Origin of the sequence: Mitsuaria sp. CC2 (genome assembly GCF_048957715.1) — a bacterium.
Lineage (GTDB): Bacteria > Pseudomonadota > Gammaproteobacteria > Burkholderiales > Burkholderiaceae_C > Roseateles.
This window is the reverse complement of the sequence record NZ_JARVXN010000018.1, coordinates 59,660-85,730: the sequence shown is the minus strand read 5'-3', so window position 1 is coordinate 85,730 and position 26,071 is coordinate 59,660. Positions and strand designations below refer to the sequence as shown.

Genomic DNA, 26,071 nt, shown 5'->3' with positions numbered 1-26,071 from the left:
TCCGACGAATGACTGTCCGTTCACAACAATGAAACTCGCCACCTACCGCGATGGATCCCGCGACGGCCACCTGGTGGTCGTGTCGCGCGACCTGAGCCAGGCATGCTATGCCACCGGCATCGCCACGCGCCTGCAACAGGTGCTCGACGACTGGAATTTCCTGGCGCCCCAGCTGGAGACGCTGTCGCAGTCCCTCAACCAGGGGCGCGCGCGGCATGCGTTCGCGTTCGATCCGAAGCAATGCCTGGCCCCGCTGCCGCGCCTGGCCGGCTGGATCGCCGGCGAGGCCTACCCAGAACAGGGTCGGGCCTTGCGCGAGCGCGGCCTCGCGTGGCCGGAACGCCTCAGCGCGCCGCTGCTGCGCGCCGGCGGCGCGGAAGCGCTGCTCGGTCCGACCGAACTGCTGGACCTGCGCACGCCCGGCCTGGAACCCGAACCGCAGCTCGCCGCGCTGATCGGCGATCTGGCGCAGGGCGCCGTGCCGTCGCAGGCGCTGGAATCGATCCGGCTGCTGATGCTGGTCGGCGACTGGGTGCTGCGGCCGGTGCAGCAGGAGGAGCTCGCCAACGGCTGGCCCGCGCTGCACAGCCGCCCGGCGCTGCAGTTCGCGCCGGTCGCCGTCACGCCGGACGAACTGCCCGGCGCCTGGTACCTCGGTCGCGCGGCGCTGCAGCTGCAGGTCATGCGCAACGGGCGCAAGCAGGCGGTCGTCGATGCGAAGACCGGCATGAAGTGGTCGCTCGGCGACCTGCTCGCGGAAGCGGCCCTCAACCGGCCGCTGCGCGCCGGCACGCTGGTCGGCGCGGGTTCGCCGGTGCTCGGCAAGCAGGTGGTGCTGGAACCGGGCGACAGCCTGCGCATCGAGTTCAAGCTCGGCGACGGCCCCGGCCCGTTCGGCGCCATCGACATGGACCTTGCGGAGTCGGAAGATGCGGCATCGGACGTCGCCGGCACCGACGACGATGCCGAGGGAGACACCCCGGAGCGTGCTGCCGCGGCTGATGCCGAAGGCGTCGAGGCTGCTGAGACCGCTGAGACGGCCATCGCTGACGTTCAAGAAGGAGACACCGATGAATCTGTTCCGCCGTGACCTGATCGCGCTGCTGGGCGCGGGCTGCGCCTCGCCGTGGGCGATGGCGCTGAGCCTGAGCGAGGGCGACGCCGCCTCCGGCGTGCGCGCGGCGCTCGAACGCGGCGCCCAGGCGGCGCTGGCCAACCTGGGGCGGACCGACGGTTTCCTCGGCAATCCGCAGGTGAAGATCGAGCTCCCCGGCGCGCTCAAGGACGCCGCGCGCCTGCTGCGCACGACCGGCCAGGGCAAGCGAATCGACGACCTGATCACCTCGATGAACCGCGCCGCCGAGCAGGCGATGCCGGAGGCGCGCCAGCTGCTGGTCACCACCGTGCGCAACATCAGCGTCGAGGACGCGGTGAGGATCGTGCGCGGCGGCGACAACGCGGTGACGCAGTTCTTCGAGGACAAGACCCGCTCGCCGCTGACGACGAAGTTCCTGCCCATCGTGACGAAGGCGACCGAGCGCCAGTCGCTGAGCGAGAAGTACAACGCGGTGGCCGGCAAGGCCTCCGGTTTCGGCCTCATCCGCAAGGAGGACGCCAACCTGCAGGGCTACGTCACCGACAAGGCGCTGGACGGCCTGTACTTCATGATCGGCCAGGAAGAGAAGAAGATCCGCCAGGACCCGGTCGGCACCGGAAGCGCCCTCCTGAAGAAGGTCTTCGGCGGTTGAGAACGGTGGGCCGGGGCCGGGCTTCCTACAATCGGAGCCCATGAACGCCCCGACCACCGCCCGTCCCGCCGCCCGCCCTGCCGTGGCCTACACCCGCGGCGCCGCCTTGCCCGCCATCCTGGCGCAACGCATCGCCGTCCTGGACGGCGCGATGGGCACGATGATCCAGCGCTACAAGCTGACGGAAGCCGACTTCCGCGGCGAGCGCTTCGCCGATCATCCCAAGGACCTCAAGGGCAACAACGACCTGCTGGTGCTGACCAGGCCCGAGGTCATCAGCGAGATCCACCGCCAGTACCTGGACGCCGGCGCCGACATCATCGAGACCAACACCTTCGGCACGACCACCGTCGCGCAGGAGGACTACGGCCTGCAGGACTACGCCTACGAGATGAACGTCGCCGCCGCGCGGCTGGCCCGCGAGGCCTGCGACGCGTTCAGCACGCCGGACAAGCCGCGCTTCGCGGCGGGCGCGCTCGGCCCGACGCCGCGCACGGCGTCGATCAGTCCGGACGTCAACGACCCCGGCGCGCGCAATGTCGACTTCGACACCCTGCGCAAGGCGTACTACGAGCAGGCCAAGGCGATGCTCGAAGGCGGCGTCGACCTGTTCCTGATCGAGACCATCTTCGACACGCTGAACGCCAAGGCGGCGATCTTCGCCGTCGACGAACTGATGGACGACACCGGCGAACGCCTGCCGGTGATCATCTCCGGCACGGTGACCGACGCGTCCGGGCGCATCCTGTCGGGGCAGACGGTGACGGCGTTCTGGCACTCGGTGCGGCATGCGCAGCCGATCGCGATCGGCCTGAACTGCGCGTTGGGCGCGGCGCTGATGCGGCCCTACATCGAGGAACTCTCGAAGGCGGCCGGCGACACCCCGATCTCCTGCTATCCCAACGCCGGCCTGCCCAACCCGATGAGCGACACCGGCTTCGACGAGACGCCGGACGTCACCGGCCGCCTGGTCGGCGAGTTCGCCGCCGCGGGCTTCCTGAACATCGCGGGCGGCTGCTGCGGCACGACGCCGGACCACATCCGCGCGATCGCGCAGAAGGTCTCCGCCTACCAGCCGCGCCGCTGGGGCAGCAGGCTGTTCAGCGGGCTGGTCGCGCAAGCCGAAGAGGCCTGAGCCTCAATACAGCTTCAACATCGCGTCCATGTTGATGCGCAGCCGGATCTCATGCGGCGCGAGGCTGGCGATGATGGCCTGGGCCTGCAGGCGCGTGTCGCGCAGCACCGGCGTGGTCAGCGGCGTACCGCTGCGGCCGAGCAGTGAAGCCACCGTCGGCGCGTTGGCGCTGTGGCCGCGCCTGAGGACCATGCCTTCCTCGCCGTTGGCCAGGCGCACCAGCGAGCCCGGCGGGTAGAGCCCGATCGCCTTGATCAGCGCAGCACCGGCTTCGTCGGGTTGCTGGAGCTCGTCGAGGTAGACCGCTCGCGCCGCCTGCGCCGCTGACAGCGGCCGGCGGCTGCGCCGCGGACTCAGCCGCGCGCCGTAGACGTCGGCGCGCCGCAGCAGGCGCGCCATCAGCTCGCCGTCGGAACGGCCGGCCAGCGGCCCGGGCCCGGCGTCGTGGTGAAGGCGCACGGCGGTCAGCCAATCGTCGTCGTCGACGCCGATCGACAGCAGCGTCTCCGCCGCGCGATCACCGTGGCCGGCGAGCTGTTCGCGCTGCATGTCCCCGATCGCTTCCGGCCGCAGCGCGTGCTGATCCTGCTGCGCGCCGCTGTCCAGGTTCATCGTCAGCGCCGCCAGTCCGAGCGTGCGTCGGCGGCCCTCGCCCCAGCCGAGCTGGCGGGTGGTCATCTCGACCAGCGCCAGCGACAGCAGCGCATGCCGCGCGCTGTACTGCAGCGGCTCCTGGCCGGCGTCGTGCACCAGCATCGCCAGGGAGGCGTCCGGCTGCTGCGTGAGCCGGGTCACCACCTTGTCGAGGAGCTCGGTCAGGCGCATCAGGAAGTCCGGCCGGCGCGGATCGCGCAACACCTGCTGCGCATGCCATTGCAGGTCGGCCCAGATGGCGGTGTGCGCCGGCACCGTCTGCTGCGGCACGGGCATGGGCCGGGTGGGCTTGTACTCGGCGGTCGCGCTGGCCAGCGCCGACATCGACGCGCCCTGCAGCATCATCGTGTCGAGCTTGTGGGCCAGGGCGCGCTGGTACTCGCGCGTCTCGTGCGCCTGCACGAACGGGCCGCGGGCCAGCAGGTCGCGGACCTGCGGCGTGTCGGGCAGCGGATGCCCGGAGGCGAACAGCAGATGCCCCGCCGCGTCCCGCAGCGAGAACGTCAACACCTGTCCCACGCGCAGGCTGTTGGGTGGAAGTTGGACCAGATCCACGGTGCCTTCCCTTCGACGTGTCGTCGTCTTGTCGTTGTTGTGTCGTTGTGCGGCGCTCTGCGTCGCCGCGCCGGCGAGGATAGGGGCGCGGCGGGCAGTGCAAGGCATTACGGCACGAACAAACCAGGGCCGGATCGGTAGAATGCACGCTGTTCCCGCTCCCAGCAAGGCCGCACCCGCGTCCCTGCGGTGGCGGTGGTTTCCGAGGAGCGTTGCGACAGGTCCCGTCACCCGGGTGCCCGCCAGGCTCGGAACGGCGGTGTCGGACTCCCGGACACCGCCTCACAACGGCGCTCACCGACCCGCGTTCCGCGGGGTTGCGGTGAGTTGCGCGGCCCCGTCTTTCGTTCCAGCTCACGTCCAGCTTCGAAAAGCGCCGCCGCCATGTCCGCCCCGAATTCCGCCTCCGACATCTCCGCAGCCCCCGCCGCGACGCCCGTCGCCGTGCCGCCGATGAAGCTCTCCGGCCTGGAGCCGGTGAACATCGGCGCCGGCACGCTGTTCGTGAACATCGGCGAGCGCACCAACGTCACCGGCTCCAAGGCCTTCGCGCGGTTGATCCTGAACGGGGAGTTCGAGGCCGCGCTGAGCGTCGCCCGCCAGCAGGTCGAGAACGGCGCGCAGGTCATCGACATCAACATGGACGAGGCCATGCTCGACAGCAAGGCCGCGATGGTGCGTTTCCTCAACCTGATCGCCTCGGAGCCCGAGATCGCCCGCGTGCCGATCATGATCGACTCGTCCAAGTGGGAGGTGATCGAGGCCGGCCTGAAGTGCATCCAGGGCAAGGGCATCGTCAACTCGATCTCGCTGAAGGAAGGCGAGGCGGAGTTCCGACGCCAGGCCAAGCTGATCCGCCGCTACGGCGCGGCCACGGTGGTGATGGCCTTCGACGAGACCGGCCAGGCCGACACCTACCAGCGCAAGATCGAGATCTGCACCCGCGCCTACCGGATGCTGGTCGACGAGATCGGCTTCCCGCCCGAGGACATCATCTTCGACCCCAACATCTTCGCGATCGCCACCGGCATCGAGGAGCACAACAACTACGCCGTCGACTTCATCGAGGCCACGCGCTGGATCAAGCAGCACCTGCCCGGCGCCAAGGTCAGCGGCGGCGTGTCCAACGTGTCATTCAGCTTCCGCGGCAACGAGCCGGTGCGCGAGGCCATCCACACGGTGTTCCTGTACCACGCGATCCAGGCCGGCATGGACATGGGCATCGTCAACGCCGGCATGGTCGGCGTCTACGACGAGATCCCCGCCGACCTGCGCGAGCGCGTCGAGGACGTGGTGCTGAACCGCCGCGAGGATTCGACCGAACGGCTGCTGGAGGTGGCCGAGTCGGTGAAGGGCGCGGCCAAGGACGACAGCGCCAAGCTGGCCTGGCGCGCCGGCGACGTCGGCGCGCGGCTGTCGCATGCGCTGATCCACGGCATCACCGACTTCATCGTCGAAGACACCGAGGAAGCCTGGCAGGGCATCCGCGCCGGCGGCGGCCGCCCGCTGCACGTGATCGAAGGCCCGCTGATGGCCGGCATGAACGTGGTCGGCGACCTGTTCGGCGCCGGCAAGATGTTCCTGCCGCAGGTGGTCAAGAGCGCGCGCGTGATGAAGTCCGCCGTCGCGCACCTGGTGCCCTACATCGAGGAAGAGAAGCGCCAGATGGCCGCCGCCGGTGCGGACGTGCGCTCCAAGGGCAAGATCGTCATCGCGACGGTGAAAGGCGACGTTCACGACATCGGCAAGAACATCGTCACGGTGGTCTTGCAGTGCAACAACTTCGAGGTCGTCAACATGGGCGTGATGGTCCCGTGCCAGGACATCCTCGCGAAGGCCAAGGTCGAGGGTGCGGACATCATCGGGCTGTCGGGCCTGATCACGCCCAGCCTGGAAGAGATGCAGTACGTTGCCGCGGAGATGCAGCGCGACGACTACTTCCGCATGAAGAAGATCCCGCTGCTGATCGGCGGCGCGACCACCAGCCGCGTGCACACGGCCGTCAAGATCTCGCCGCACTATGAAGGCCCGGTGGTCTACGTGCCGGACGCGTCGCGCTCGGTGGGCGTGTGCTCGGAGCTGCTGTCCGACGAGCGCGCCACGCGCTTCATCGACGAGCTCAAGTCCGACTACGAGAAGGTGCGCGAGCTGCACGCCAACAAGAAGCAGACGCCGCTGGTGACGCTGGCGCAGGCCCGCGCCAACAAGCACCGCGCCGACTTCACCACCTACACGCCAGCGGTGCCGCGCTTCATCGGCCGGCGCCAGTTCCGCAACTACGACCTGGCCGAGCTCGCGCAGTGCATCGACTGGGGCCCGTTCTTCCAGACCTGGGACCTCGCGGGGCCGTTCCCGGCCATCCTCAAGGACGAGGTGGTCGGCACCGAGGCGCAGCGCGTGTTCAGCGACGGCAAGCGCATGCTGCAGCGCCTGATCGAGGGCCGGTGGCTGACCGCCAGCGGCGTGATGGGCCTGTACCCTGCCGCGCAGGTGAACGACGACGACATCGAGATCTACAGCGACGAATCGCGCACCGAGGTGCTGATGACCTGGCGCGGCCTGCGCATGCAGTCCGAGCGGCCGGTCGTGGACGGCGTGCGCCGACCCAACCGGGCGCTGGCGGATTTCGTCGCGGCCAAGGGCACGGTGCCGGACTACATCGGGCTGTTCGCGGTGACCGCCGGCCTCGGCGTGGACAAGAAGGAACAGCAGTTCATCGACGACCTGGACGACTACTCCGCGATCATGCTCAAGGCGCTGGCGGACCGCCTGGCCGAAGCCTTCGCCGAGCGGTTGCACCAGCGCGTGCGGCTGGACCTGTGGGGCTACGCGGCGGACGAGACGCTCAGCAACGAGGAACTCATCGCCGAGTCGTACCGCGGCATCCGTCCGGCGCCGGGGTATCCGGCCTGTCCGGACCATCTGGTCAAGCGGGACATGTTCCGCGTGCTGCAGGCCGAGGACATCGGCATGGCACTCACCGAAGGCATGGCGATGACGCCGGCGGCCAGCGTGAGCGGCTTCTACCTGGCGCATCCGGAAGCGGCGTACTTCAACGTCGGCCGCATCGGGGACGACCAGGTGGCGGACTGGGCGGCGCGCATGGCGCTCGATCACGAGGCCGCGCAGCGGGCACTGGCGCCCTTGCTCGGCTGAGGCGTCCGCGCAACGAAAACCGAATCACGCGGCCTTGTCCTACAGGCCGCGTTTCACCCCTTTACAAACGGGACAGTTTTCGGGCCCCGCGACTTGTAACAGCGTGGCATTCTTCGCTCATCCCCCGTTCCTAGGGGAAAACCATAAGAGGTGAATGATGGCGATGAATACCAATCAGAAGATCGCGGCCGGGGCCGTGGGAGCGACCGTGCTGGTCGTGGCGGCCTTCTTTGCGGGGCGTCAAGCGGCGCCGTCCATGCCCGACTCGCCGATCGCGGCGACCGAGCAGCAGGGCAACGTGGTCGACCGCAACGGCGCCAACGCCGCGGACGAGTCCCGCGCGGCCCGTCGTTCCGGCGACGATGCCGTCCAGCGCTCGACCAATGAGCCGCGCCGCGTGGCGCAGCAGGCGCCGCGCGATGTCGGCTCGACCGGCTCCGCCGACAACAACGGATCGTCCGGCTCCGCGCAGTCGGAATCCCGCATCTGCTCGGCCTGCGCCACGGTGCTGTCGGTCCATACCGAGGCCCGCCAAGGCCAGGGCACCGGCATCGGCGTCGTCGGCGGCGCGGTGGTCGGCGGCCTGCTGGGCAGCGCGGTCGGCGGCGGCACGGGCAAGAAGATCGCCACGGTGGGCGGCGCGGTCGCGGGCGGCTATGCCGGCAACGAGATCGAGAAGCGCCAGCGCAGCACGACCGTGTGGGTGGTCAAGATGCGCAACGCCGACCAGAGCAACCGCACGATGACCTTCAGCCACGACCCGGGCGTGCAGAGCGGCGACGTCGTGCGCGCCAGCGAAGGTCAGCTGATCCGCCAATAAGCGCGGCGCGGTTTCGCGTGCGCTCATCGACAACGCCGGCGATGCCGGCGTTGTCGTTTCTGGACGGACTCCCTCCTGCGGACGCGAGGGTCAGTCGTTGCGCCCCGGCAGCGCCCGGCGCCACTGGATCGCTTCGGAGACATGCAAGGCCGTGATGACGTCGCTGCCGGCCAGGTCGGCGACGGTACGCGCGATGCGCAGCACGCGGTGGAAGCTGCGCGCTGACCAGGCCAGCCGGGCGGCCGCGCGATGGAGCATGGCCTCGCCCTCCGGCGACATGCCCAGATGACCGTCGAGTTGTCCGGCAGCCAGCATCGCGTTCGAGCATCCTTGGCGCCTGACGGCGCGATCACGCGCCGCGGCGACGCGGGCGGCGACTGCGGCGCTCGTCTCGCCGTCTGCGGCCGCCGACAGGATGGTCGGAGGCAGCACCGGCACCTCCACCGTCAGATCGATGCGATCGAGCAGCGGTCCCGACAACCGGTTCTGATATCGCGTGACCTGGTCCGGCGAACATCGGCACGCCTTGGTCGGATTGCCGAGATGTCCGCAGGGGCAGGGGTTCATGGCGGCAACCAGCTGGAAGCGTGCGGGGAACTCTGCTTGATGGGCCGAGCGCGAGATGTGCACGCGACCGGTTTCGAGCGGCTCGCGCAACGCTTCCAGCGACATCCGCTGGAACTCTGGCAACTCGTCGAGGAACAGCACCCCGTGTTGCGCGAGCGTGATCTCGCCGGGCCGAGGCGGCGATCCTCCACCGATCATCGCGGCGGACGAGGCGCTGTGATGCGGGGCCCGGAAAGCGCGCTGCGCCCACATGGATGGGCGGAACTGCCCGTTGGCGCTGAGCAGTGCGGCGGATTCCAGCGCTTCCGATTCCGACAAGGGCGGCAACAGCGTCGGTAGCCGCTGCGCGAGCATCGACTTGCCCGTCCCCGGCGGTCCGACCAGAAGGATGCTCAAACCGCCCGCCGCAGCGATCTCCAAGGCCCGCTTCGGTCCTGACTGGCCCTTGATGTCGCGCAGGTCGAGCGGCGTTTCGCCGCGCGGCGGCGGATCGCGCTGCACGCGCGGCAGGGGCGATTCGCTGTTCGGCTGCAACGCATTCACCAGGTCGAGCAGATGCGCCGCCTCCCGGACCACCAGGCCTTGCACCAGCGCCGCCTCGTCGGCGCAGCCGCGTGGCAGGACCAGTGCCCGATCCAGCTTCGCAGCACGCAACGCGAGCGCCATCGCCAAGGCGCCCTTGATCGGTCGCAGTTCGCCGGACAGGCCGAGTTCGCCGGCGCATTCGATGTTGGCGAGCATGTCCGCGTCGATCTGGCCGCTCGCGGCGAGCAACCCCAGCGCAATCGGAAGGTCGAAGCGCGCCCCTTCCTTCGGCAGGTCGGCTGGCGACAGATTGACAGTGATCCGCTTGTTCGCCGGGAACTCCAGACCACTGCTCTGCAGCGCGGCGCGCACGCGCTCGCGGGATTCCTTCACCTCCAGGTCCGCGAGCCCCACCAGCGTGAAGCTGGGCAGGCCGTTGGCCAGGTGGACTTCCACCTCGACCGCCGCAGCCGAGAGGCCGTCCAGCGCTCGGCTATGGATGATGGAGAGGGACATCGCCATGTTGATCACCGTGTGTTCAACGGGGAGGAAGGTCCTTCGTCACGGTGGCAATGGCATCCTTGGTTGCCTTCAGCAATTCCGCCCCGTGCGGCCAACGGGTGCCGTCAATCGCCGCGCCGGGTGAATCGTCCGCGACCAGGGGCTCACCGGCAGCGGCCTTCCCCTGAGTTCCTTGCATCTGCATCTCTTGCGCACCCATCCGGTTCACGAGCTCCGCAGTGTCCGCAGCGAACGATTTCACGCCTAGCACCCTGTTGGGGCGTTTCCAGGGTTAACCACTCCCCCGCTTGTGCATGCATTTGGTGCGCCTCGACGCGGGACGGGGCGTGATCGGCAACCGTTCGTGGCGATGTGAGCCGGAATGGGGCCCCTTCATGGGGGAACGGCGTCGCCCGGGACCGCTTGGCACAAAAGCTGCAAAGCCTCGTCCGGAAAGCAGTCGCCCAGAGTCGCCCCAAACAATCAGGAGTCCCCGCGCATGAAGCCCACCGCCGTCGTCCGCGCCGCCGCCGTCGCCGCCATCGCCGCCATCGCCCTCCCGGCGCTGGCGCAGGAGGCCAACCCGCTGTCCTTCAACGTCAGCGTCACCTCCGACTACCGCTACCGCGGCATCTCGCAGACCCGTCTCAAGCCCGCCCTGCAGGGCGGTGTCGATTACGCCCATTCGAGCGGCTTCTACGTCGGGGCCTGGGCCTCCACGATCAAGTGGATCAAGGACGGCGGCGGCGACGCCGATGTCGAGATCGACACCTACGCCGGCTACAAGACCGAGGTCGGCGGCGGCGTCACCGTCGACGTCGGTTTCCTGCGCTACAACTACCCGGGCAACGACCTGCCCGTCAGCGCCAACACCAACGAGCTGTACGGCGCCGTCACTTTTGGCCCGGCCACCGTCAAGTACTCGCACAGCATCAGCAACCTGTTCGGTTTCGCCGATTCCAAGAACAGCAGCTACCTCGAGGCTGCCGCGACCTTCGACGTCGGCGGCGGTTTCTCGCTGACGCCGCACATCGGCCACCAGAAGGTCAAGAACAACGGCGACTTCAGCTACACGGACTACTCGCTCACGGTGAACAAGGACTGGTCCGGCTTCACCTTCGGCGCCGGCTTCGTCGCCACCAACACCGACAACTACATCGGCGGCAAGGGCAAGGACCTGGGCAAGAACGGTGTGGTCGTGTCCGTCAAGAAGGTCTTCTGAGGAGCTACGCATGAAACTGATCACTGCCGTCATCAAGCCTTTCAAGCTGGATGAAGTGCGCGAGGCGCTGAGCGCCATCGGCGTCCAGGGGCTGACCGTCACCGAGGTCAAGGGCTTCGGCCGCCAGAAGGGCCACACCGAGCTGTACCGCGGCGCGGAGTACGTCGTCGACTTTCTGCCCAAGGTGAAGATCGAGGCCGCGGTCTCCGACACCGTGGTCGAGCAGGTCATCGAGGCGATCGAGAACGCCGCCCGCACCGGCAAGATCGGGGACGGCAAGATCTTCGTCTCCCCGCTCGACCAGGTGATCCGCATCCGCACCGGCGAAACCGGCCAGGACGCCCTCTGAGCACGACGTTCCCCAAGACCCAACGAAAAGAGTCCGCAACATGAAGAAACTCCTCGCCTGCCTGGCCCTGGCCGCGGCAGCTTTCACCAGCCTGGCCCCCGCGGCCATGGCGCAGGACGCAGCGTCCGCGCCAGCCGCCATCGCCAGCGAGACCACCGCCCAGGCCCCCGCGCCGTCGGCGCCGGTCGCCGATGCCGCAGCCCCTGCCGCCTCGGCCCCCGCTGATGCCGCGTCGGCCGCCGCGGCCGCGCCGCCCGTCATCAACAAGGGCGACACCACCTGGATGATGGTCTCCACCATGCTGGTGATCATGATGGTGGTGCCGGGTCTTGCCCTGTTCTACGGCGGCCTGGTCCGCAGCAAGAACATGCTGTCGGTGCTGATGCAGGTGATGGTCACCTTCTCGCTGATCGTCGTGCTGTGGGCCCTGTACGGCTACAGCCTGGCGTTCACCGAGGGCAACAAATTCATCGGCGGCTTCGACCGGCTGTTCATGAAGGGCATCTGGGACAACGTCGCCGGCACCTTCGCGCCGGGCGCGACCTTCAGCAAGGGCGTCTACATCCCCGAGATCGTCTTCGCCGCCTTCCAGGCGACCTTCGCCGGCATCACCTGCTGCCTGATCGTCGGCGCCTTCGCCGAACGCATCAAGTTCAGCGCGGTCCTGCTCTTCATGGTCCTGTGGTTCACCTTCAGCTACACGCCGATGGCCCACATGGTCTGGTTCTGGATGGGTCCGGACGCCTACACCTCGGCCGCCGTGGTCGATGAGATGAACAGCAAGGCCGGCCTGATCTGGCAGTGGGGCGCGCTGGACTTCGCCGGCGGCACCGTGGTGCACATCAACGCCGCCGTCGCGGGCATCGTCGGTGCCTTCATGGTCGGCAAGCGCATCGGCTACGGCAAGGAAGCTTTCACGCCGCACAGCCTGACGCTGACCATGGTCGGTGCCTCGCTGCTGTGGGTGGGCTGGTTCGGCTTCAATGCCGGCTCCGCGCTGGAAGCCAACGGCTTCGCCGCGCTGGCCTTCATCAACACGCTGTTCGCCACCGCTGCCGCGGTGCTGGCCTGGTGCGTCGGTGAAGCGCTGCTCAAGGGCAAGGCCTCGATGCTGGGTGCCGCCTCGGGTGCCGTGGCCGGCCTGGTCGCCATCACCCCGGCCGCCGGCAACGTCGGCATCGGCGGCGGTCTGGTGATCGGCCTGGTCGCCGGCTTCGCCTGCCTGTGGGGCGTGTCGGGACTGAAGAAGCTGCTGGGCGCGGACGACTCGCTGGACGTCTTCGGCGTGCACGGCGTGGGCGGCATCGTCGGCGCGCTGCTGACCGGCGTGTTCAACAGCCCGAGCCTGGGTGGCCCCTCGGCCGTCGGCGACTGGGTCACCGCCGCGACCATCGCGCCGGACGCCTACTCGATCGGCACGCAAGTCTTCACGCAGCTCAAGGCCGTCCTGCTGACCATCGTGTGGTCGGGCGTGGTCTCGGTGATCGCCTTCAAGGTGGTCGACCTGGTGATCGGTCTGCGCGTCTCCGAAGAGGAAGAACGCGAAGGCCTGGACATCACGTCGCACGGCGAAACCGCGTATCACAAGTAAAACTTCAATCTCCTGCAATGCTCAGGCCGCCCTTCGGGGCGGCTTTTTTTCGTCGGCAGCTCCCCATAATCCGCCGCCATGAACCTCCGCTTTGTCGAAGCCTTCCACTGGGCCGCCTCGCTGCGCAGCATCACGCGCGCGGCGGAGAAGCTGCACATCACGCAGTCCGCGCTGTCGAGCCGGATCGCGACCTTGGAGGAGGAGCTTGGCGTCGTGCTGCTGGACCGGCGCGACAAGCAGTTCCGCCTGACCGTCGCTGGCCAGCGCTTCCAGACACTCGCGCAGCGGCTGCTCGACGTGCAGCGGCAGGTGAAGGAAGAGATGGGCGGCACCGGCGGCGCGGGTCGGCCGACGGTGCTGCGCATCGGCGCGATCGAATCGGTGGTGCACAGCTGGCTCACCGGTTGGCTGCAGGAGATGCGCGCGGCGAATCCGGACTTCGAGCTCGAGCTGACGGTGGAAACCTCGCCCGTGCTGGTCGACCAGGTGCGCCGCGGCGCGCAGGACCTGGTCTTCGCGGCGATTCCCGCGGCGGATGCCGGCGGCGTGCGCACCCGGGCGATGGCGTCGATGACCATGGGATTCGTCGGCCGGTCGGACCTGCACACCCAACGCCGCTACGGACTGTCGGACCTGGCGGGCCACGACCTGCTGACCTTCCAGCGCGGCTCGCAGCCGCATCAGGCGCTGTTGCAGATGTTCCAGGAGTCCGGCCTCCCGCTGCCGCGCGTGCATGCGATCTCGTCGATCTCGGCCATGGTGCAGCTGGTGGAAGGCGGCTTCGGCATCGCGACGTTGCCGGTCGCGGTGGCGGAGCAGCTCGCGAAGCGGACCTCGCTGCGGGTGCTGCGCAGTGACACCGACCTGGCGGCGTTGCCGATCCACGCGAGCTATCGCGAGGATCCCAGTTCGCAGCTGACGGAGTCGGTGCTCGACTCCGCGCTGGATCACGTCGCGCGGCAGGCCGCGGGGAGGGCGTCCGGCCGGTCTTCCGGGAAAGCCCGCATGGCGTCGGCATCGTCCCGGCGATAAGCAGAAGCGCTGCTGTCGTCATCGAAAAAATCGATGAGGCGACTCGGAAAATTTCCGTTGGATCGCGAGGGCGGGCGACTTCCACAATCCGCCCCATCGTCAGACAGCCCAGGGAAGCCACGCCGCGTTTCCCCGCGATCCCGCCATGAGCCCACCGACTGATCTCCCCGATCTCGACGCGTCGTCCAGCGCGCTCGACGTCCGCATCGCCTCGCGAGGCGGCGGCTTCACCGGCCACACCAGCGGACTCGCGAGCGAGTTCGTGCAGGCCAATCTCGCGATCCTGCCGGCGGGGCTCGCCGCGGACTTCCGGCGCTACTGCGCGCTGAACCCGCAAGCCTGTCCGCTGCTCGGCGTGACCGAACCCGGCGACCCGATGCTGGCGGCGCTCGGCGCCGACCTGGACCTGCGCACCGACGTGCCGCGCTACCGCGTGTGGCGGGACGGCGAACTCGTCGACGAGCCCACCGACGTGCTGCGCTGGTGGCGCGACGATCTGGTGGCCTTCGTCATCGGCTGCTCGTTCTCGTTCGAGCACGCGCTGCTGGCCGAAGGCATCCCGCTGCGCCACGTCGAGCAGGGACGCAACGTCGCGATGTACCGCACCAGCATCCCGACCACGCCGGCCGGCGTCTTCCGCGGGCCGACCGTCGTGTCGATGCGGCCGCTGACGGCGGCCGACGCGATCCGCGCCGTGCAGATCACCTCGAAGCTTCCGCAAGTGCATGGCGCGCCGCTGCATCTGGGCGATCCGTCACGCATCGGCATCGGCGATATCGCGCGTCCCGACTACGGCGACGCCGTCGACATCCGCGACGGCGAGCTCCCGGTCTTCTGGGCTTGCGGCGTCACCCCCCAGTCGGCGATCGCGACGGCGCGTCCGCCCTTCTGCATCACTCACGCGCCGGGTCACATGCTGGTGACCGACCTGCTGAACCGCGACCTGGTCGCGGCCTGATCGACGCCTGAAACAAAGGAACGACACCATGTGGCTCAGAGACACCACGCCGCCCGAGCGGCGCACCCTTGTCGCAACCTTCGCCGGCTATGGCGTCGACGGTTTCGACTACATGATCTACACCTTCCTCATCCCCACGCTGATCGCGGCCTGGGGCATGAGCAAGGGCCAGGCCGGCGCCATTGCGACCGGCGCGCTGCTGACGTCGGCCATCGGCGGCTGGGCGGCGGGCGTGCTCGCGGACCGCTTCGGCCGTGTCCGCGTGCTGCAGTGGACGGTGCTGTGGTTCGCGCTGTTCACCTTCCTCAGCGGCTTCACGACCTCGTTCGAGCAGCTCTTCTTCACCCGCGCGATGCAGGGCTTCGGCATGGGCGGCGAGTGGGCGGTGGGCTCGGTGCTGATCGCCGAGACGATCAAGGCGAAGCACCGCGGCAAGGCGGCCGGGCTGGTGCAGAGCAGCTGGGCCATCGGCTGGGCGGCGTCCGCGGTGGCGTTCTGGGGGCTGTACTCGGTGCTGCCGCCGGAGACCGCGTGGAAGGTGCTGTTCTGGATCGGCATCCTGCCGGCGGTGCTCATCCTCTACATCCGCCGCAACCTCGACGAGCCGCCGGTCTACCTCGCCGAACAGGCGCGCGCCAAGGCCCGCGGCGAGCGCGCCAGCTTCCTGCGGATCTTCTCGCCGGCGCTGCTGCGCAACACCGTGCTCGCCAGCCTGCTGGCCACCGGCATGCAGGGCGCGTACTACTCGGTGACCACCTGGCTGCCGACCTTCCTCAAGACCGAGCGCCATCTGTCGGTGCTCGGGACCAGCGGCTACCTGCTCGTGCTGATCGCCGGCTCCTTCGCCGGCTACCTGACCAGCGCGTGGCTCTGCGACGCGATCGGCCGGCGCCGCTGCTTCATGCTGTTCGCCCTGATGGGCGGCATCCTGGTGCTGGCCTACACGCAGATGCCGATCACCGACGGCCTCATGCTGGTCCTCGGCTTCCCGCTCGGCTTCTTCCTGTCGGGCATCTTCTCCGGCATGGGCGCCTTCCTGGCGGAACTGTTCCCCAGCGACGTGCGCGGGTCGGGCCAGGGCTTTTGCTACAACATCGGACGGGCGCTCGGCGCCGCTTGTCCCGCGCTGATCGGCAGCTTCAGCACCCAGTATCCGCTGGGACAGACCCTGGGATGGATGGCGGCGCTCTGCTACGGTCTGGTGATCGTCGCGGCGCTGGCCCTGCCCGAAACCCGGGGACGCGAACTCGCGCCCGCGACCGCCTGAATGAACGCCTTGGACCTCACGATGCAAGCCTTCCCCTCCTCTGATCGCTCCCCCGATCGCTGGCAGTTCTGGATCGACCGCGGCGGCACCTTCACCGACCTGGTCGGACGCGCGCCGGACGGCACGCTCAAGACGCTCAAGCTGCTCTCCGAGAATCCGGAGCACTACCGCGACGCGGCGGTCGAAGGCATCCGCCGCCTGCTCGGCCTGAAGGCGGGCGAGCCCATCACGGCGGAGCGGGTCGATTGCGTCAAGATGGGCACGACGGTGGCGACCAATGCGCTGCTCGAGCGCCGGGGCGATCGCACGCTGCTGGTGACCACACGCGGATTCCGCGACGCGCTGCGCATCGCGACGCAGGCCCGTCCCAAGCTCTTCGAGCGTCACATCCAGCTGCCCGAACTGCTGTACGAACGCGTCGTCGAGGCCGACGAGCGCGTCGATGCGCAAGGCGGGGAGATCGCCGCGCTGGACGAGGTCGCGCTGCGGGTCGAGTTGCAGGCCGCGTTCGACGCCGGCCTGCGCGCCTGCGCCATCGTGTTCCTGCATGGCTGGCGGGCGCCGGCGCACGAGCTGGCCGCCAAGCGTCTCGCGCAGGAGGCCGGTTTCACGCAGATCTCGGTCTCCCACGAGGTCAGCCCGCTGATGAAGCTGATCCCGCGCGGGGACACCACCGTCGTCGATGCCTACCTGAGCCCGATCCTGCGCCGCTATGTCGACCAGGTCGCGGCCGAGATGCCCGGCGTGCGGCTGTTCTTCATGCAGAGCTCCGGCGGCCTGACCGAGGCGCGCCGCTTCCAGGGGAAGGACGCGATCCTGAGCGGTCCGGCGGGCGGCATCGTCGGCATGGTGCGCACCGGCGAGGCGGCCGGCCACGACCGGCTGATCGGCTTCGACATGGGCGGCACCTCGACCGACGTCAGCCACTTCGCCGGCGAGTTCGAACGCGCCTTCGACACCGAGGTCGCGGGCGTGCGCATGCGCGCGCCGATGATGAGCATCCACACGGTGGCGGCGGGCGGCGGCTCGGTGATCGCGTTCGACGGCGCGCGGCTGCGCGTCGGGCCGGCCTCCGCCGGCGCGAACCCGGGACCCGCGAGCTACCGCCGCGGCGGTCCGCTCGCGACGACGGACGCCAACGTGATGCTGGGACGCATCCAGCCGACGCATTTCCCGCAGGTCTTCGGTCCGGGCGCGGACGAGGCGCTCGACGGCGAGATCGTGAAGCGGCGTTTCGACGAACTCGCCGGGCAGATGTCCGACGCCGGAAAACCGACGACGGCCGAAGAGGTCGCCGCCGGCGCGCTGCAGATCGCCGTCGGGGCGATGGCGAACGCGATCAAGCGGATCTCGGTCGCGCGCGGCTACGACGTCACCGGCTACACGTTGCAGTGCTTCGGCGGCGCGGGCGGTCAGGCGGCCTGCCTGGTGGCCGACGCGCTCGGCATGACGCGCATCCTGGCGCACCCGTTCGCCGGCGTGCTCAGCGCCTACGGCATGGGGCTGGCCGACCAGACCGCGATGCGGGAGGCGTCGGTCGAGCGGGCGCTCGACGCCGACGGCCTGTCCGCCGCGCGCGCGACGGCGGCGTCGCTGGCGGCGCAGGCGGGCGCGGAACTCGAGTCACAGGGTGTGCCCGCCGGCGCGCTGCGCACCATCGCGCGGACGCAGATCCGCTATCAGGGCACCGACACCGCGCTCACCTGCCCGCTGTCGCTCGACGGGGCGGCGCAGGACGCGATCGCCGCCTTGCGCGAGGCCTTCGAGCAAGCCTACCGACGCCGCTTCGCCTTCCTCATGCCGGACCGCGCGCTCGTGATCGAGGCGGTCTCGGTCGAGGCGCTCGCCGCCGGTGCGTCGCTGGAGGCGCCGGTGGACGTCGCCATCGGGAACGCGAACGCGAGCGTGACGGCAGGCGCTCATCACCCAGAGCCGCTGGAACGCGTGCGCATGTACTGCCTGGCCGACGACCAGCCCGCGGGCTGGCGCGACGCCGAACTGCACCATCGCGAATCGCTGCGACCCGGCGCCCGCGTCGACGGCCCGGCCATCGTGGCGGAGCGCAACGCGACGACGGTGGTCGATGCCGGCTGGCGCGCGGAGCTGCAGTCGTCCGGCGACCTGCTGCTGACGCGCATCCGCGAGCGCACGCGCGCCCATGCGCTCGGCACCGAGGCTGATCCGGTCGTGCTGGAGGTCTTCAACAACCTCTTCATGAACATCGCCGAGCAGATGGGCCTGCGGCTCCAGAACACGGCCCACTCGGTCAACATCAAGGAGCGGCTGGACTTCAGCTGCGCGCTGTTCGATGCGCAGGGCCAGTTGATCGCCAATGCGCCCCATATGCCGGTGCACCTGGGATCGATGAGCGAGTCGATCCGCTCCGTCATCGCGCGCAATCCTTCGATGAAGCGCGGCGACGTCTACGTGCTCAACGACCCGTACCACGGCGGCACGCACCTGCCCGACATCACCGTCGTCACGCCGGTGTTCCTGGACGAGGACGACGCCGCGCCCGGCTTCTTCGTCGCCAGCCGCGGCCACCACGCCGACATCGGCGGCATCACGCCGGGGTCGATGCCGCCGTTCTCCAGGGACATCACCGAGGAGGGCGTGCTGATCGACAACTTCCAGCTGGTCGAGCAGGGCCGACTGCGCGAAGCGGAGCTGCAAGCGCTGCTGCGCTCGGGCCCGCATCCGAGCCGCAATCCGGCGCAGAACCTGGCCGACCTGCGCGCGCAGGTCGCCGCGAACGAGAAGGGCGTGCAGGAACTGCAGGCGATGGTGGCGCAGTTCGGCCGCGCCACCGTCGAGGCCTACATGCAGCACGTGCAGGACAACGCCGAGGCCTCGGTGCGGCGCGTGATCTCGGTGCTGAAGGACGGGCGCTTCACGCTGCCGCTGGACAACGGCGCCTGCATCCAGGTGGCGGTGACCGTGGACGCGGCGGCGCGGCGCGCAACGGTCGACTTCACCGGCACCAGCGCGCAGCAGCCCAACAACTTCAATGCGCCGAAGTCGATCACGATGGCGGCGGTGCTCTATGTGTTCCGCACGCTGGTGGACGATGCGATCCCGTTGAACGCCGGCTGCCTCAAGCCGATCACCGTGATCGTGCCCGAGGGCTGCATGCTGAACCCGAGGTTCCCGGCGGCCGTGGTCGCGGGCAATGTGGAAACCTCGCAGTGCGTCACCAACGCGCTGTACGGCGCGCTCGGCGTGATGGCGGCCGGGCAGTGCACGATGAACAACTTCACCTTCGGCAACGCGACGCATCAGTACTACGAGACGATCTCCGGCGGTTCCGGCGCCGGGCCGGGCTTCGACGGCACCTCGGTCGTGCAGACGCACATGACGAATTCGCGGCTGACCGATCCCGAGGTGCTGGAGTTCCGCTTCCCGGTGCGCCTGGACAGCTATGCCATTCGTCAGGGGTCGGGCGGCGCGGGCCGCTGGCACGGCGGGGAGGGCGGCGAGCGCCGCATCCGCTTCCTGACGGCGATGACGGCCTCGATCCTGAGCAACGGGCGGACGTCGGGCGCCTTCGGTCTGGCCGGCGGCCAGCCGGGTTCGGTCGGAGAGAACCTCGTCGAGCGTGCCGACGGCCGGATCGAGGCCCTGGGCCACATCGGCCAGGTGGAAGTGGCGCCCGGCGATGTCTTCGTCATCCGCACGCCTGGCGGGGGAGGGTACGGCAGTTTTTGAAGCCCCCTTGAGAAGGGGCGAGTAACCCCAATGTGGGCGTGCCTAGAATCGGAACACCGCCCCCCCGGCTGTCCAGGCGCCCGCTCATCATGGTCCCTCACCTCATCACCGCCCTGACCGGGCCCATCAATGAACTGGAGCAGCGCGTGCTCGAGTCGATGCCGGCGATCGAACGCTGGTTCCGGCTCGAGTGGATGGAGCACACGCCGCCGTTCTACACCTCGGTGGATCTGCGCAACGCCGGCTTCAAGCTGGCGCCGGTGGACACCAACCTGTTCCCGGGCGGCTTCAACAACCTGACGCCCGAGATGCTGCCGCTGGCGGTGCAGGCGGCGATGGCGGCGATCGAGAAGATCTGTCCCGAGGCCAAGAACCTGCTGCTGGTCCCGGAAGCGAAGAACCGCGGCAGCTTCTACCTGTCCAACCTGGCGACGCTGGTCCGCATCTTCTCGATGGCGGGGCTGAACGTGCGGCTGGGGTCGCTGGACGAGTCGGTCAAGGAGCCGACGACAGTGGCGCTGCCGGACGGCAATTCGCTGACGCTGGAGCCGTTGGTCCGCCAGCGCTCGCGGCTGATGCTCAAGGATTTCGATCCCTGCACCATCCTGCTGAACGACGACCTGTCGGCCGGCACGCCGGACGTGCTGAAGCACCTGCATGAGCAGTACCTGCTGCCGCCGCTGCACGCCGGCTGGGGGCAACGCCGCAAGAGCCAGCACTTCCGCGCCTACGAGGAAGTCTCCAAGAAGTTCGCCAAGCTGCTGGGCATGGACCCGTGGCTGATCTATCCGCACTCGGTGGCGGTGGACGGGCTGGATTTCGCGACCGGGGCCGGGCTGGACGCGCTGCAGGCGCAGGTCGACGCGACGCTGACGCGCACGCGCCGCAAGTACAAGGAATACGGCATCCAGGAGAAGCCCTTCGTCATCGTCAAGCCGGATGCCGGCACCCACGGCCTGGGCGTGATGACGATCCGCGACGCCAAGGACCTGGACGTGCTGGCGATCAAGGCGCGCGACAAGCTGGCCAGGCTGGAAGGCGTGCCCGCGCTGTCGCAGGTGCTGGTGCAGGAAGGCGTGGTGACGCACGAGCGCATGCACGAGGCGGTCGCCGAGCCGGTGGTCTACATGATGGACCGCTATGTCGTCGGCGGCTTCTACCGTGTACACGCCGACCGCGCCGAGGACGAGAACCTCAATGCGCCGGGATCGAGCTTCGTGCCGCTGGCCTTCGCGCACTCGTCGCACCTGCCCGCGCCCGGCGAGAAGCCCGGCGCCAGCGCGCCCAACCGCTTCTACATGTACGGCGTGATCGGCCGCCTCGCGATGCTCGCGGCCAGCTACGAGCTCGAGACGACCGATCCGGACGCGGAAGACTACGCCTGAGGCGGCGCCGAGGCCGAGCTCGTCCGCGGCCGCAGGCGGTCGATCAGCCGGTGCACGGCGCCGTCGACGGCGCGCCAGGCCCTGCGAAGCGGCCAGGGCACTCCCTCCGCCAGGCGGCTCCAGATCCGTGGCCGACGCGTGGGCGGTGCTTCGGCCAGTTCGCGCATCCGGCGCTTGCCCTCCGCTTCGTCCAGGGGTTGGGCCGTCACGACCGCCGGCGCTTGAACAGGGGCCTCCGCAGGGGGGCGGGAACCGTCGACACGTGTGGCGGGCGGCAGCGGCGTCGCCGTCTGTTGAAGTCCCCCCGATCGATGGTGCCGGGGTGGGACCTGAGGCGGTTCCTCCGGCGCAGGGCGCTTGCTGGAGGCTCGCTCCTCGGGCTGCAGCTCATTGATGCCAGGAGAGGCGGGCGTCAGCAGCGGCTTCTGCTCAAGGGGAATGCTTGGTCGTCCGGATGACGACATCGAGGAGACGGAGCCAGCACTGCGCCGCGGCTCGGGCTCAGGACGGAGGGGCTCCGTCGGGGCTGGCATCGGCATCGCTCCGCGGGCGTCCTTTCGGTTCATCACGCGGCGCGCAAATTTCGCGAAGGCATCCGTCAGGAACTCAGGATGGGAGGTGCCGATCCAGTGGGCGGCATGGGATGACTTGAGGCGGTCGAGCAGGGGCATCGGTCGAACTCTCCAGATCGCGGGGACATCCCGCGGCAGGCAGGCTGAGTTGCCGTGCGCGGCGAACGGTTCTCGCGACAACCAGGGAGCACCGGTCGAGGAGGGCGGTGTACGCGCCACGGGTCAGGTCTTGCCGTTCCCTGAACTCGCGGTTTCCACCAGCAGCTGCCTGAACCGCTCCACCGCCTCGACCTGCGTGTCGGGCAGATGCCAGACGCTCATCGGCCCGAGTCCCAGATCCACCGCGTGCGGCAGGATCACGACGATGCCCTGCTTGGCGGCGGCCATCGCCATGTCGTGCGGCATCAAGGCGACCAGCGGCATCTCGCGCATGAGGCTCAACGCCAGCATCGCATCGCCGCTCTCGATCAGGTCGGCCGGCGGCGCGAGGCCCATCTCCTGCCAGAGCCGGTCCATCAGCATACGCGTACGCGTGCCGGGCAGCTGCCAGATCCACCGCTGCTGGCTCAGCACTTCCCAACTGAGTTTCGGCGTGCGCACCAGCGGGTGCTGCGCGCTCATCGTCAGCACTTCGGGCTGGGCCAACAGGTCCACGCGCGCCAGGCCCAGCGGCTCGTCCTGCGGCATCGCGCGGGCGACGACCAGGTCCAGCGTTCCGGCCTGCAATTCCGCGAACAGCGCGCGCAACGCATGCGTGCGCACGCTCAGCGTCACGCCGGGGTTCTCTCGCTTCATCGCCGTGATGGTCGCAGGGAGCAGGCGGGCCAGCGAGGCGTTGGTCGCGCCGATGCGCACCTCGCCGGACGCGCCGCGCACCATGGTGGCGACATCGCCGGCGGCGCGTTGCAGGTCGGCGTCGAGCTTGCGCGCCAGCGCCAGCAGGCGTCGTCCCAGCGGCGTGGGCTGCATGTTGCGTCCGCGCCGCAGGAACAGGGTTTGTCCCAGCCCTTGCTCCAGTTCCGCCAGTGTCTTGCTCACCGCGGGCTGCGTGACGTGCAGCTGATCGGCGGCAGCGCTGATGTTGCCGGTGTCGCTGAGGGCCAGCAGCACCCGCGCATGGCGCAACGACATGCGTCGGATCACGAAATGTTCGGCGGCTTCAGGCGACGTGGATGACGCGTTCATAACCTAAGTTTCACAAATCCATCACAAAGCATCATGGCCCGGCAGACACCCCTCCTTACCGTGAACTCGTCTCCCCCGAGTCCCGTCACAGGAGTGTTCCTTCCATGGTCCGTCGTATTGCCCGTCCGCACCGTCCGGGTGCCCCGAAGCCGCTGCAGCCCCTGCACCTCGCGGCTGCCGTCGCCCTCGCGCTCGCCAGCCAGGCTCACGCCCAGCAAGCCCCGACCCCCGCCGCCTCCGCAGCATCCGCTGCCGCGCCGGCGGATGACTCGAAGAAGCTGGAGCGGGTCGAGATCACCGGCTCGCTGATCAAGCGCACCGACAAGGAGACGCCGTCGGTCGTCCAAAGTATCACGCGCGAGGACATCCGCAACTCCGGATATGCCAACGTCGAGGAGCTGCTGCGTGCGAACTCCGCCGTTGACCTGGGCTCGATCGGCGACGGCGCCGCGTCGGGCTTCGTCGGCGGCGTGTCGACGATCTCGCTGCGCGGCTTCGGCTCGCAGGGCACGCTGATCCTGATCAACGGCCGGCGCACGGCGCCGGTCGCGGCGGTGGACGTGAACTTCGGCCGCGGCACGATGATCAACGTCAACACCATCCCCAAGGAGGCGATCGAGCGCATCGACATCCTCAAGGACGGCGCGTCCGCGTTGTACGGCTCGGACGCGATGGCCGGCGTCGTCAACTACATCCTGCGCAAGGACTACCAGGGCATCGAGGGCAGCGCGTCGTACGGCGCCAACGATCGCGGCGTCGGCGCGACCCGGAACGGCGCGATCACCTTCGGATTCGGCAACCTGGACACGCAGCGCTTCAACGTCTTCGGCGGTCTGGAGGTCTCCAAGCGCGACAGCGTGATGGCCAACGAGCTGAAGGACCGCGGCAACCTCGCGCTGCAGAACCAGTACCTGACCTCGAATGGCTCGCTGGCGCGCTTCACCCCGGATTCGTCGGCCTCGTTCTACGGCAACTACTACCGCGTGCCGACCAGCCTGACGGGCTCGACGCCCATCGGCGGCATCAGCGTGGCCAACAACAGCCTGTCGGGCGCCAACTACCTGGGCACCTTGTCGGGCTGCCCCGAGGACCGGACCATCGGCCAGGGCGTGCCGAACCGGCCCGGCGGCTTCCTGCCCACCACCGGTTCGCTGCCCACGGGCCTGTGCCGCTTCAGCCTCGACGACGCGGACGAGGTCGTCGCCAAGCAGGACCGCCAGAGCGGCATGGTGCGCGGCACCTTCGCGATCAACAACGACCTGACCGCGTATGCCGACCTGATGTACTCGAAGACCAAGACGACCGAGCAACGCGTGCCTTACGCGCTGACGACGTCGCTGGTCACCTCGGGCAATCCGGTCGCGACGACCTGGCCGAAGCTGGACGGCAGTTTCCTGCGCCAGAACGCGATCATCCTGCCCGTCGGCCACCCGGACAACCCGACCAACGGCACGGCCACGCCGCAGCAGGTGCAGCTGATCTACCGCTTCGAGGACCTGCCCACCGGGGACATCAACGTCCTGCGGTCCACGCGCCTGACGGCGGGGCTGGAGGGCACGGCCTTCGGCTGGGATTTCGACACCGCGATCCTGGTCAGCCAGAACAACAACGAGCGCTTCCAGGAAGGCCGCGTGCGCAGCTCCCTGCTGAATGCCGCGATCGCCAACGGCAGCTACCGTTTCGGCAAGCAGAACTCGCAGGAGGCGATCAACAGCGTGTCGTCGACCGCCTACAACGAGGGCAAGTCGCAGCTGGTGTCGTGGGACCTGCGCGGCAGCCGCGAGCTGTTCCAGCTGCCGGGCGGTCCGGCCGCGATCGCGGTGGGCACCGAACTGCGCCGCGAGAAGCTCGACGCCGTTCCCGACGACGTCTACGGCACCGGCGACTACATCGGCCTGGTGGCCAACGGCGCGTCGGGCAGCCGCAAGTCCTACGCCGCCTTCACCGAACTGAGCCTGCCCGTGGTCAAGCAGCTGGAGCTGCAGGCCGCGGCGCGCTACGAGCACTACGACGACTTCGGCAGCAGCACCACCGGCAAGGCCGGCTTCAAGTGGACGGCGCTGCCGTCGCTGATGGCCTTCCGCGGCACGGCGGCGACGGGCTTCCGCGCGCCGGCGATCTCGCAGATCGGCAACTCGTTCTCGCTGTCCTTCCACAGCTTCCAGGAACGCCGCGTCTTCGACAGCCTGCGCTGCGACACGAGCAACCCCAACGCGCCGGTGAGCAAGGCGCCCGTGTCGGTGAACCGCGACTGCAACGTGCTGGGCTTCACCGCCGTCCCGTCGGGCACGACGAGCCCGGGCAGCATCCCGACGGTGATCAGCGCCAATCCGGACCTGGAGCCGGAGAAATCCAATTCGTTCACCGCCGGCATGATCTTCACGCCGAGCAAGTACGCGGACCTGGCGATCGACGGCTGGTACTTCCACCGCAAGAACGAGATCCGCTCGCAGCGCGGCGTGGACATCATGGACGACTACAACGCGAACCCCAGCTCGGGGAACGTGCAGGTGGTGCGTGATCCCAACCCGGAAACCTGGCTGCCGGGCGTGGCCGACAGCGGCCCGATCATCATGCTGGTGCGCCAGTACGGCAACAACGAGTGGACCAAGACCTCGGGCATCGACTACGACCTCAACATCCGGCTGCCCGCGATGGCCTGGGGCAAGTTCAGCATGAACGTCAACGGCACCTACACGGCGCGCTACGACCAGCTGGTCGTGAAGGGCCAGGCGGTGCAGCACCAGGTCGGCACGACCTCGTCGGACATCTCCAAGACGCGCGCCAGCGCGACCTTCAAGTGGGACACCGACCAGGCGCGCGGCTGGATCCGCTTCAACCATGCGGATCCGCTGTCCAGCACCTTGTGCTCGTCGCTGTCCGCGGCACAGCGGGCCTTCCTGAGCAACCTCAACCGCTGCCGCGTCGGCCGCGACCGCACGATCGACCTGGGCGCCTCGTACAGCGGCATCAAGGGCCTGACGTTGTCGGCCAGCGTCATCAACGTCACCAACGACTACGACCGCGCCAACGGCATCCCGACGGTGTTCAGCTACTACGACAGCGGCGCGTCCAACGTGCTGGGACGCCGCTTCAACGTGGGGGCGAGCTACGTGTTCCAGTGATCGGCGTCAACCCCCGCCC

18 protein-coding genes and 1 riboswitch are annotated in these 26,071 nt (G+C 69.0%); of the genes, 14 read left to right on the top strand and 4 right to left on the bottom strand.

Features of this window, described 5'->3' with window-relative positions; all coding sequences use genetic code 11:
- The first annotated feature begins 28 nt into the window (after nucleotides 1-28).
- Genes PV762_RS13025 through PV762_RS13015 form a run of 3 tightly spaced genes read left to right on the top strand, consistent with a single transcriptional unit; the run spans nucleotide 29 to nucleotide 2,883 of the window.
- A complete protein-coding gene (locus tag PV762_RS13025; protein WP_421035435.1) occupies nucleotides 29-1,090 on the top strand; it encodes a fumarylacetoacetate hydrolase family protein in 1,062 nt (353 codons plus the stop codon).
- A complete protein-coding gene (locus PV762_RS13020; RefSeq protein ID WP_421035434.1) occupies nucleotides 1,071-1,748 on the top strand; it encodes a DUF4197 domain-containing protein in 678 nt (225 codons plus the stop codon). Before PV762_RS13025 ends, PV762_RS13020 begins: the two co-directional genes overlap by 20 nt.
- Nucleotides 1,749-1,788: 40 nt before the next feature.
- A complete protein-coding gene (locus tag PV762_RS13015) occupies nucleotides 1,789-2,883 on the top strand; it encodes a homocysteine S-methyltransferase family protein (RefSeq protein ID WP_421035433.1) in 1,095 nt (364 codons plus the stop codon).
- 3 nt (nucleotides 2,884-2,886) lie between these two features.
- Here the strand turns inward: PV762_RS13015 and PV762_RS13010 are convergent, their stop codons facing one another.
- On the bottom strand, nucleotides 2,887-4,092 hold the full coding sequence (locus PV762_RS13010) for a phosphohydrolase (RefSeq protein ID WP_421035432.1): 1,206 nt from the start codon (nucleotides 4,090-4,092) through the stop codon (nucleotides 2,887-2,889).
- Nucleotides 4,093-4,290: 198 nt separating this feature from the next.
- A riboswitch (S-adenosyl-L-homocysteine riboswitch) is annotated at nucleotides 4,291-4,395 on the top strand.
- 150 nt (nucleotides 4,396-4,545) lie between these two features.
- Here PV762_RS13010 and metH point away from each other — a divergent pair.
- Nucleotides 4,546-7,248 (top strand): methionine synthase, encoded by a 2,703-nt coding sequence (gene metH / locus PV762_RS13005; protein ID WP_421035646.1) that lies wholly within the window; start codon nucleotides 4,546-4,548, stop codon nucleotides 7,246-7,248.
- 163 nt (nucleotides 7,249-7,411) lie between these two features.
- The gene (locus PV762_RS13000; RefSeq protein ID WP_421035431.1) at nucleotides 7,412-8,068 is read left to right on the top strand and encodes a glycine zipper 2TM domain-containing protein; all 657 of its coding nucleotides are present in this window, start codon (nucleotides 7,412-7,414) and stop codon (nucleotides 8,066-8,068) included.
- 90 nt (nucleotides 8,069-8,158) lie between these two features.
- Here the strand turns inward: PV762_RS13000 and PV762_RS12995 are convergent, their stop codons facing one another.
- Nucleotides 8,159-9,676, bottom strand: a complete 1,518-nt coding sequence (locus tag PV762_RS12995; protein WP_421035430.1) for a YifB family Mg chelatase-like AAA ATPase — start codon at nucleotides 9,674-9,676, stop codon at nucleotides 8,159-8,161.
- Between the two features lie 22 nt (nucleotides 9,677-9,698).
- Nucleotides 9,699-9,923: a hypothetical protein gene (locus tag PV762_RS12990; RefSeq protein WP_421035429.1), complete on the bottom strand. Its 225-nt coding sequence runs from the start codon at nucleotides 9,921-9,923 to the stop codon at nucleotides 9,699-9,701.
- 237 nt (nucleotides 9,924-10,160) lie between these two features.
- Between PV762_RS12990 and PV762_RS12985 the strand changes: the two genes are divergently transcribed.
- The 8 genes from PV762_RS12985 to gshA all read left to right on the top strand — a co-directional run bounded on the left by PV762_RS12985 (nucleotide 10,161) and on the right by gshA (nucleotide 21,170).
- Complete coding sequence (locus PV762_RS12985) at nucleotides 10,161-10,883, top strand: TorF family putative porin (RefSeq protein WP_421035428.1); 723 nt, start codon at nucleotides 10,161-10,163, stop codon at nucleotides 10,881-10,883.
- 10 nt (nucleotides 10,884-10,893) lie between these two features.
- Nucleotides 10,894-11,232: a P-II family nitrogen regulator gene (glnK, locus tag PV762_RS12980; RefSeq protein ID WP_067279313.1), complete on the top strand. Its 339-nt coding sequence runs from the start codon at nucleotides 10,894-10,896 to the stop codon at nucleotides 11,230-11,232.
- Nucleotides 11,233-11,272: 40 nt separating this feature from the next.
- On the top strand, nucleotides 11,273-12,823 hold the full coding sequence (gene amt, locus PV762_RS12975) for an ammonium transporter (RefSeq protein WP_421035427.1): 1,551 nt from the start codon (nucleotides 11,273-11,275) through the stop codon (nucleotides 12,821-12,823).
- 78 nt (nucleotides 12,824-12,901) lie between these two features.
- Complete coding sequence (locus tag PV762_RS12970; RefSeq protein WP_421035426.1) at nucleotides 12,902-13,855, top strand: LysR family transcriptional regulator; 954 nt, start codon at nucleotides 12,902-12,904, stop codon at nucleotides 13,853-13,855.
- Nucleotides 13,856-14,000: 145 nt separating this feature from the next.
- On the top strand, nucleotides 14,001-14,813 hold the full coding sequence (locus PV762_RS12965; RefSeq protein WP_421035425.1) for a putative hydro-lyase: 813 nt from the start codon (nucleotides 14,001-14,003) through the stop codon (nucleotides 14,811-14,813).
- 28 nt (nucleotides 14,814-14,841) lie between these two features.
- The gene (locus PV762_RS12960; RefSeq protein WP_421035424.1) at nucleotides 14,842-16,080 is read left to right on the top strand and encodes an MFS transporter; all 1,239 of its coding nucleotides are present in this window, start codon (nucleotides 14,842-14,844) and stop codon (nucleotides 16,078-16,080) included.
- Nucleotides 16,081-19,785, top strand: a complete 3,705-nt coding sequence (locus PV762_RS12955) for a hydantoinase B/oxoprolinase family protein (RefSeq protein ID WP_421035423.1) — start codon at nucleotides 16,081-16,083, stop codon at nucleotides 19,783-19,785.
- An 89-nt stretch (nucleotides 19,786-19,874) separates the two neighbouring features.
- A complete protein-coding gene (gshA, locus tag PV762_RS12950) occupies nucleotides 19,875-21,170 on the top strand; it encodes a glutamate--cysteine ligase (RefSeq protein WP_421035422.1) in 1,296 nt (431 codons plus the stop codon).
- A 794-nt stretch (nucleotides 21,171-21,964) separates the two neighbouring features.
- Here the strand turns inward: gshA and PV762_RS12945 are convergent.
- The gene (locus tag PV762_RS12945; protein WP_421035421.1) at nucleotides 21,965-22,873 is read right to left on the bottom strand and encodes a LysR family transcriptional regulator; all 909 of its coding nucleotides are present in this window, start codon (nucleotides 22,871-22,873) and stop codon (nucleotides 21,965-21,967) included.
- Between the two features lie 158 nt (nucleotides 22,874-23,031).
- Between PV762_RS12945 and PV762_RS12940 the strand changes: the two genes are divergently transcribed.
- Nucleotides 23,032-26,052, top strand: a complete 3,021-nt coding sequence (locus PV762_RS12940; RefSeq protein WP_421035420.1) for a TonB-dependent receptor domain-containing protein — start codon at nucleotides 23,032-23,034, stop codon at nucleotides 26,050-26,052.
- The last annotated feature ends 19 nt before the right edge of the window (nucleotides 26,053-26,071 follow it).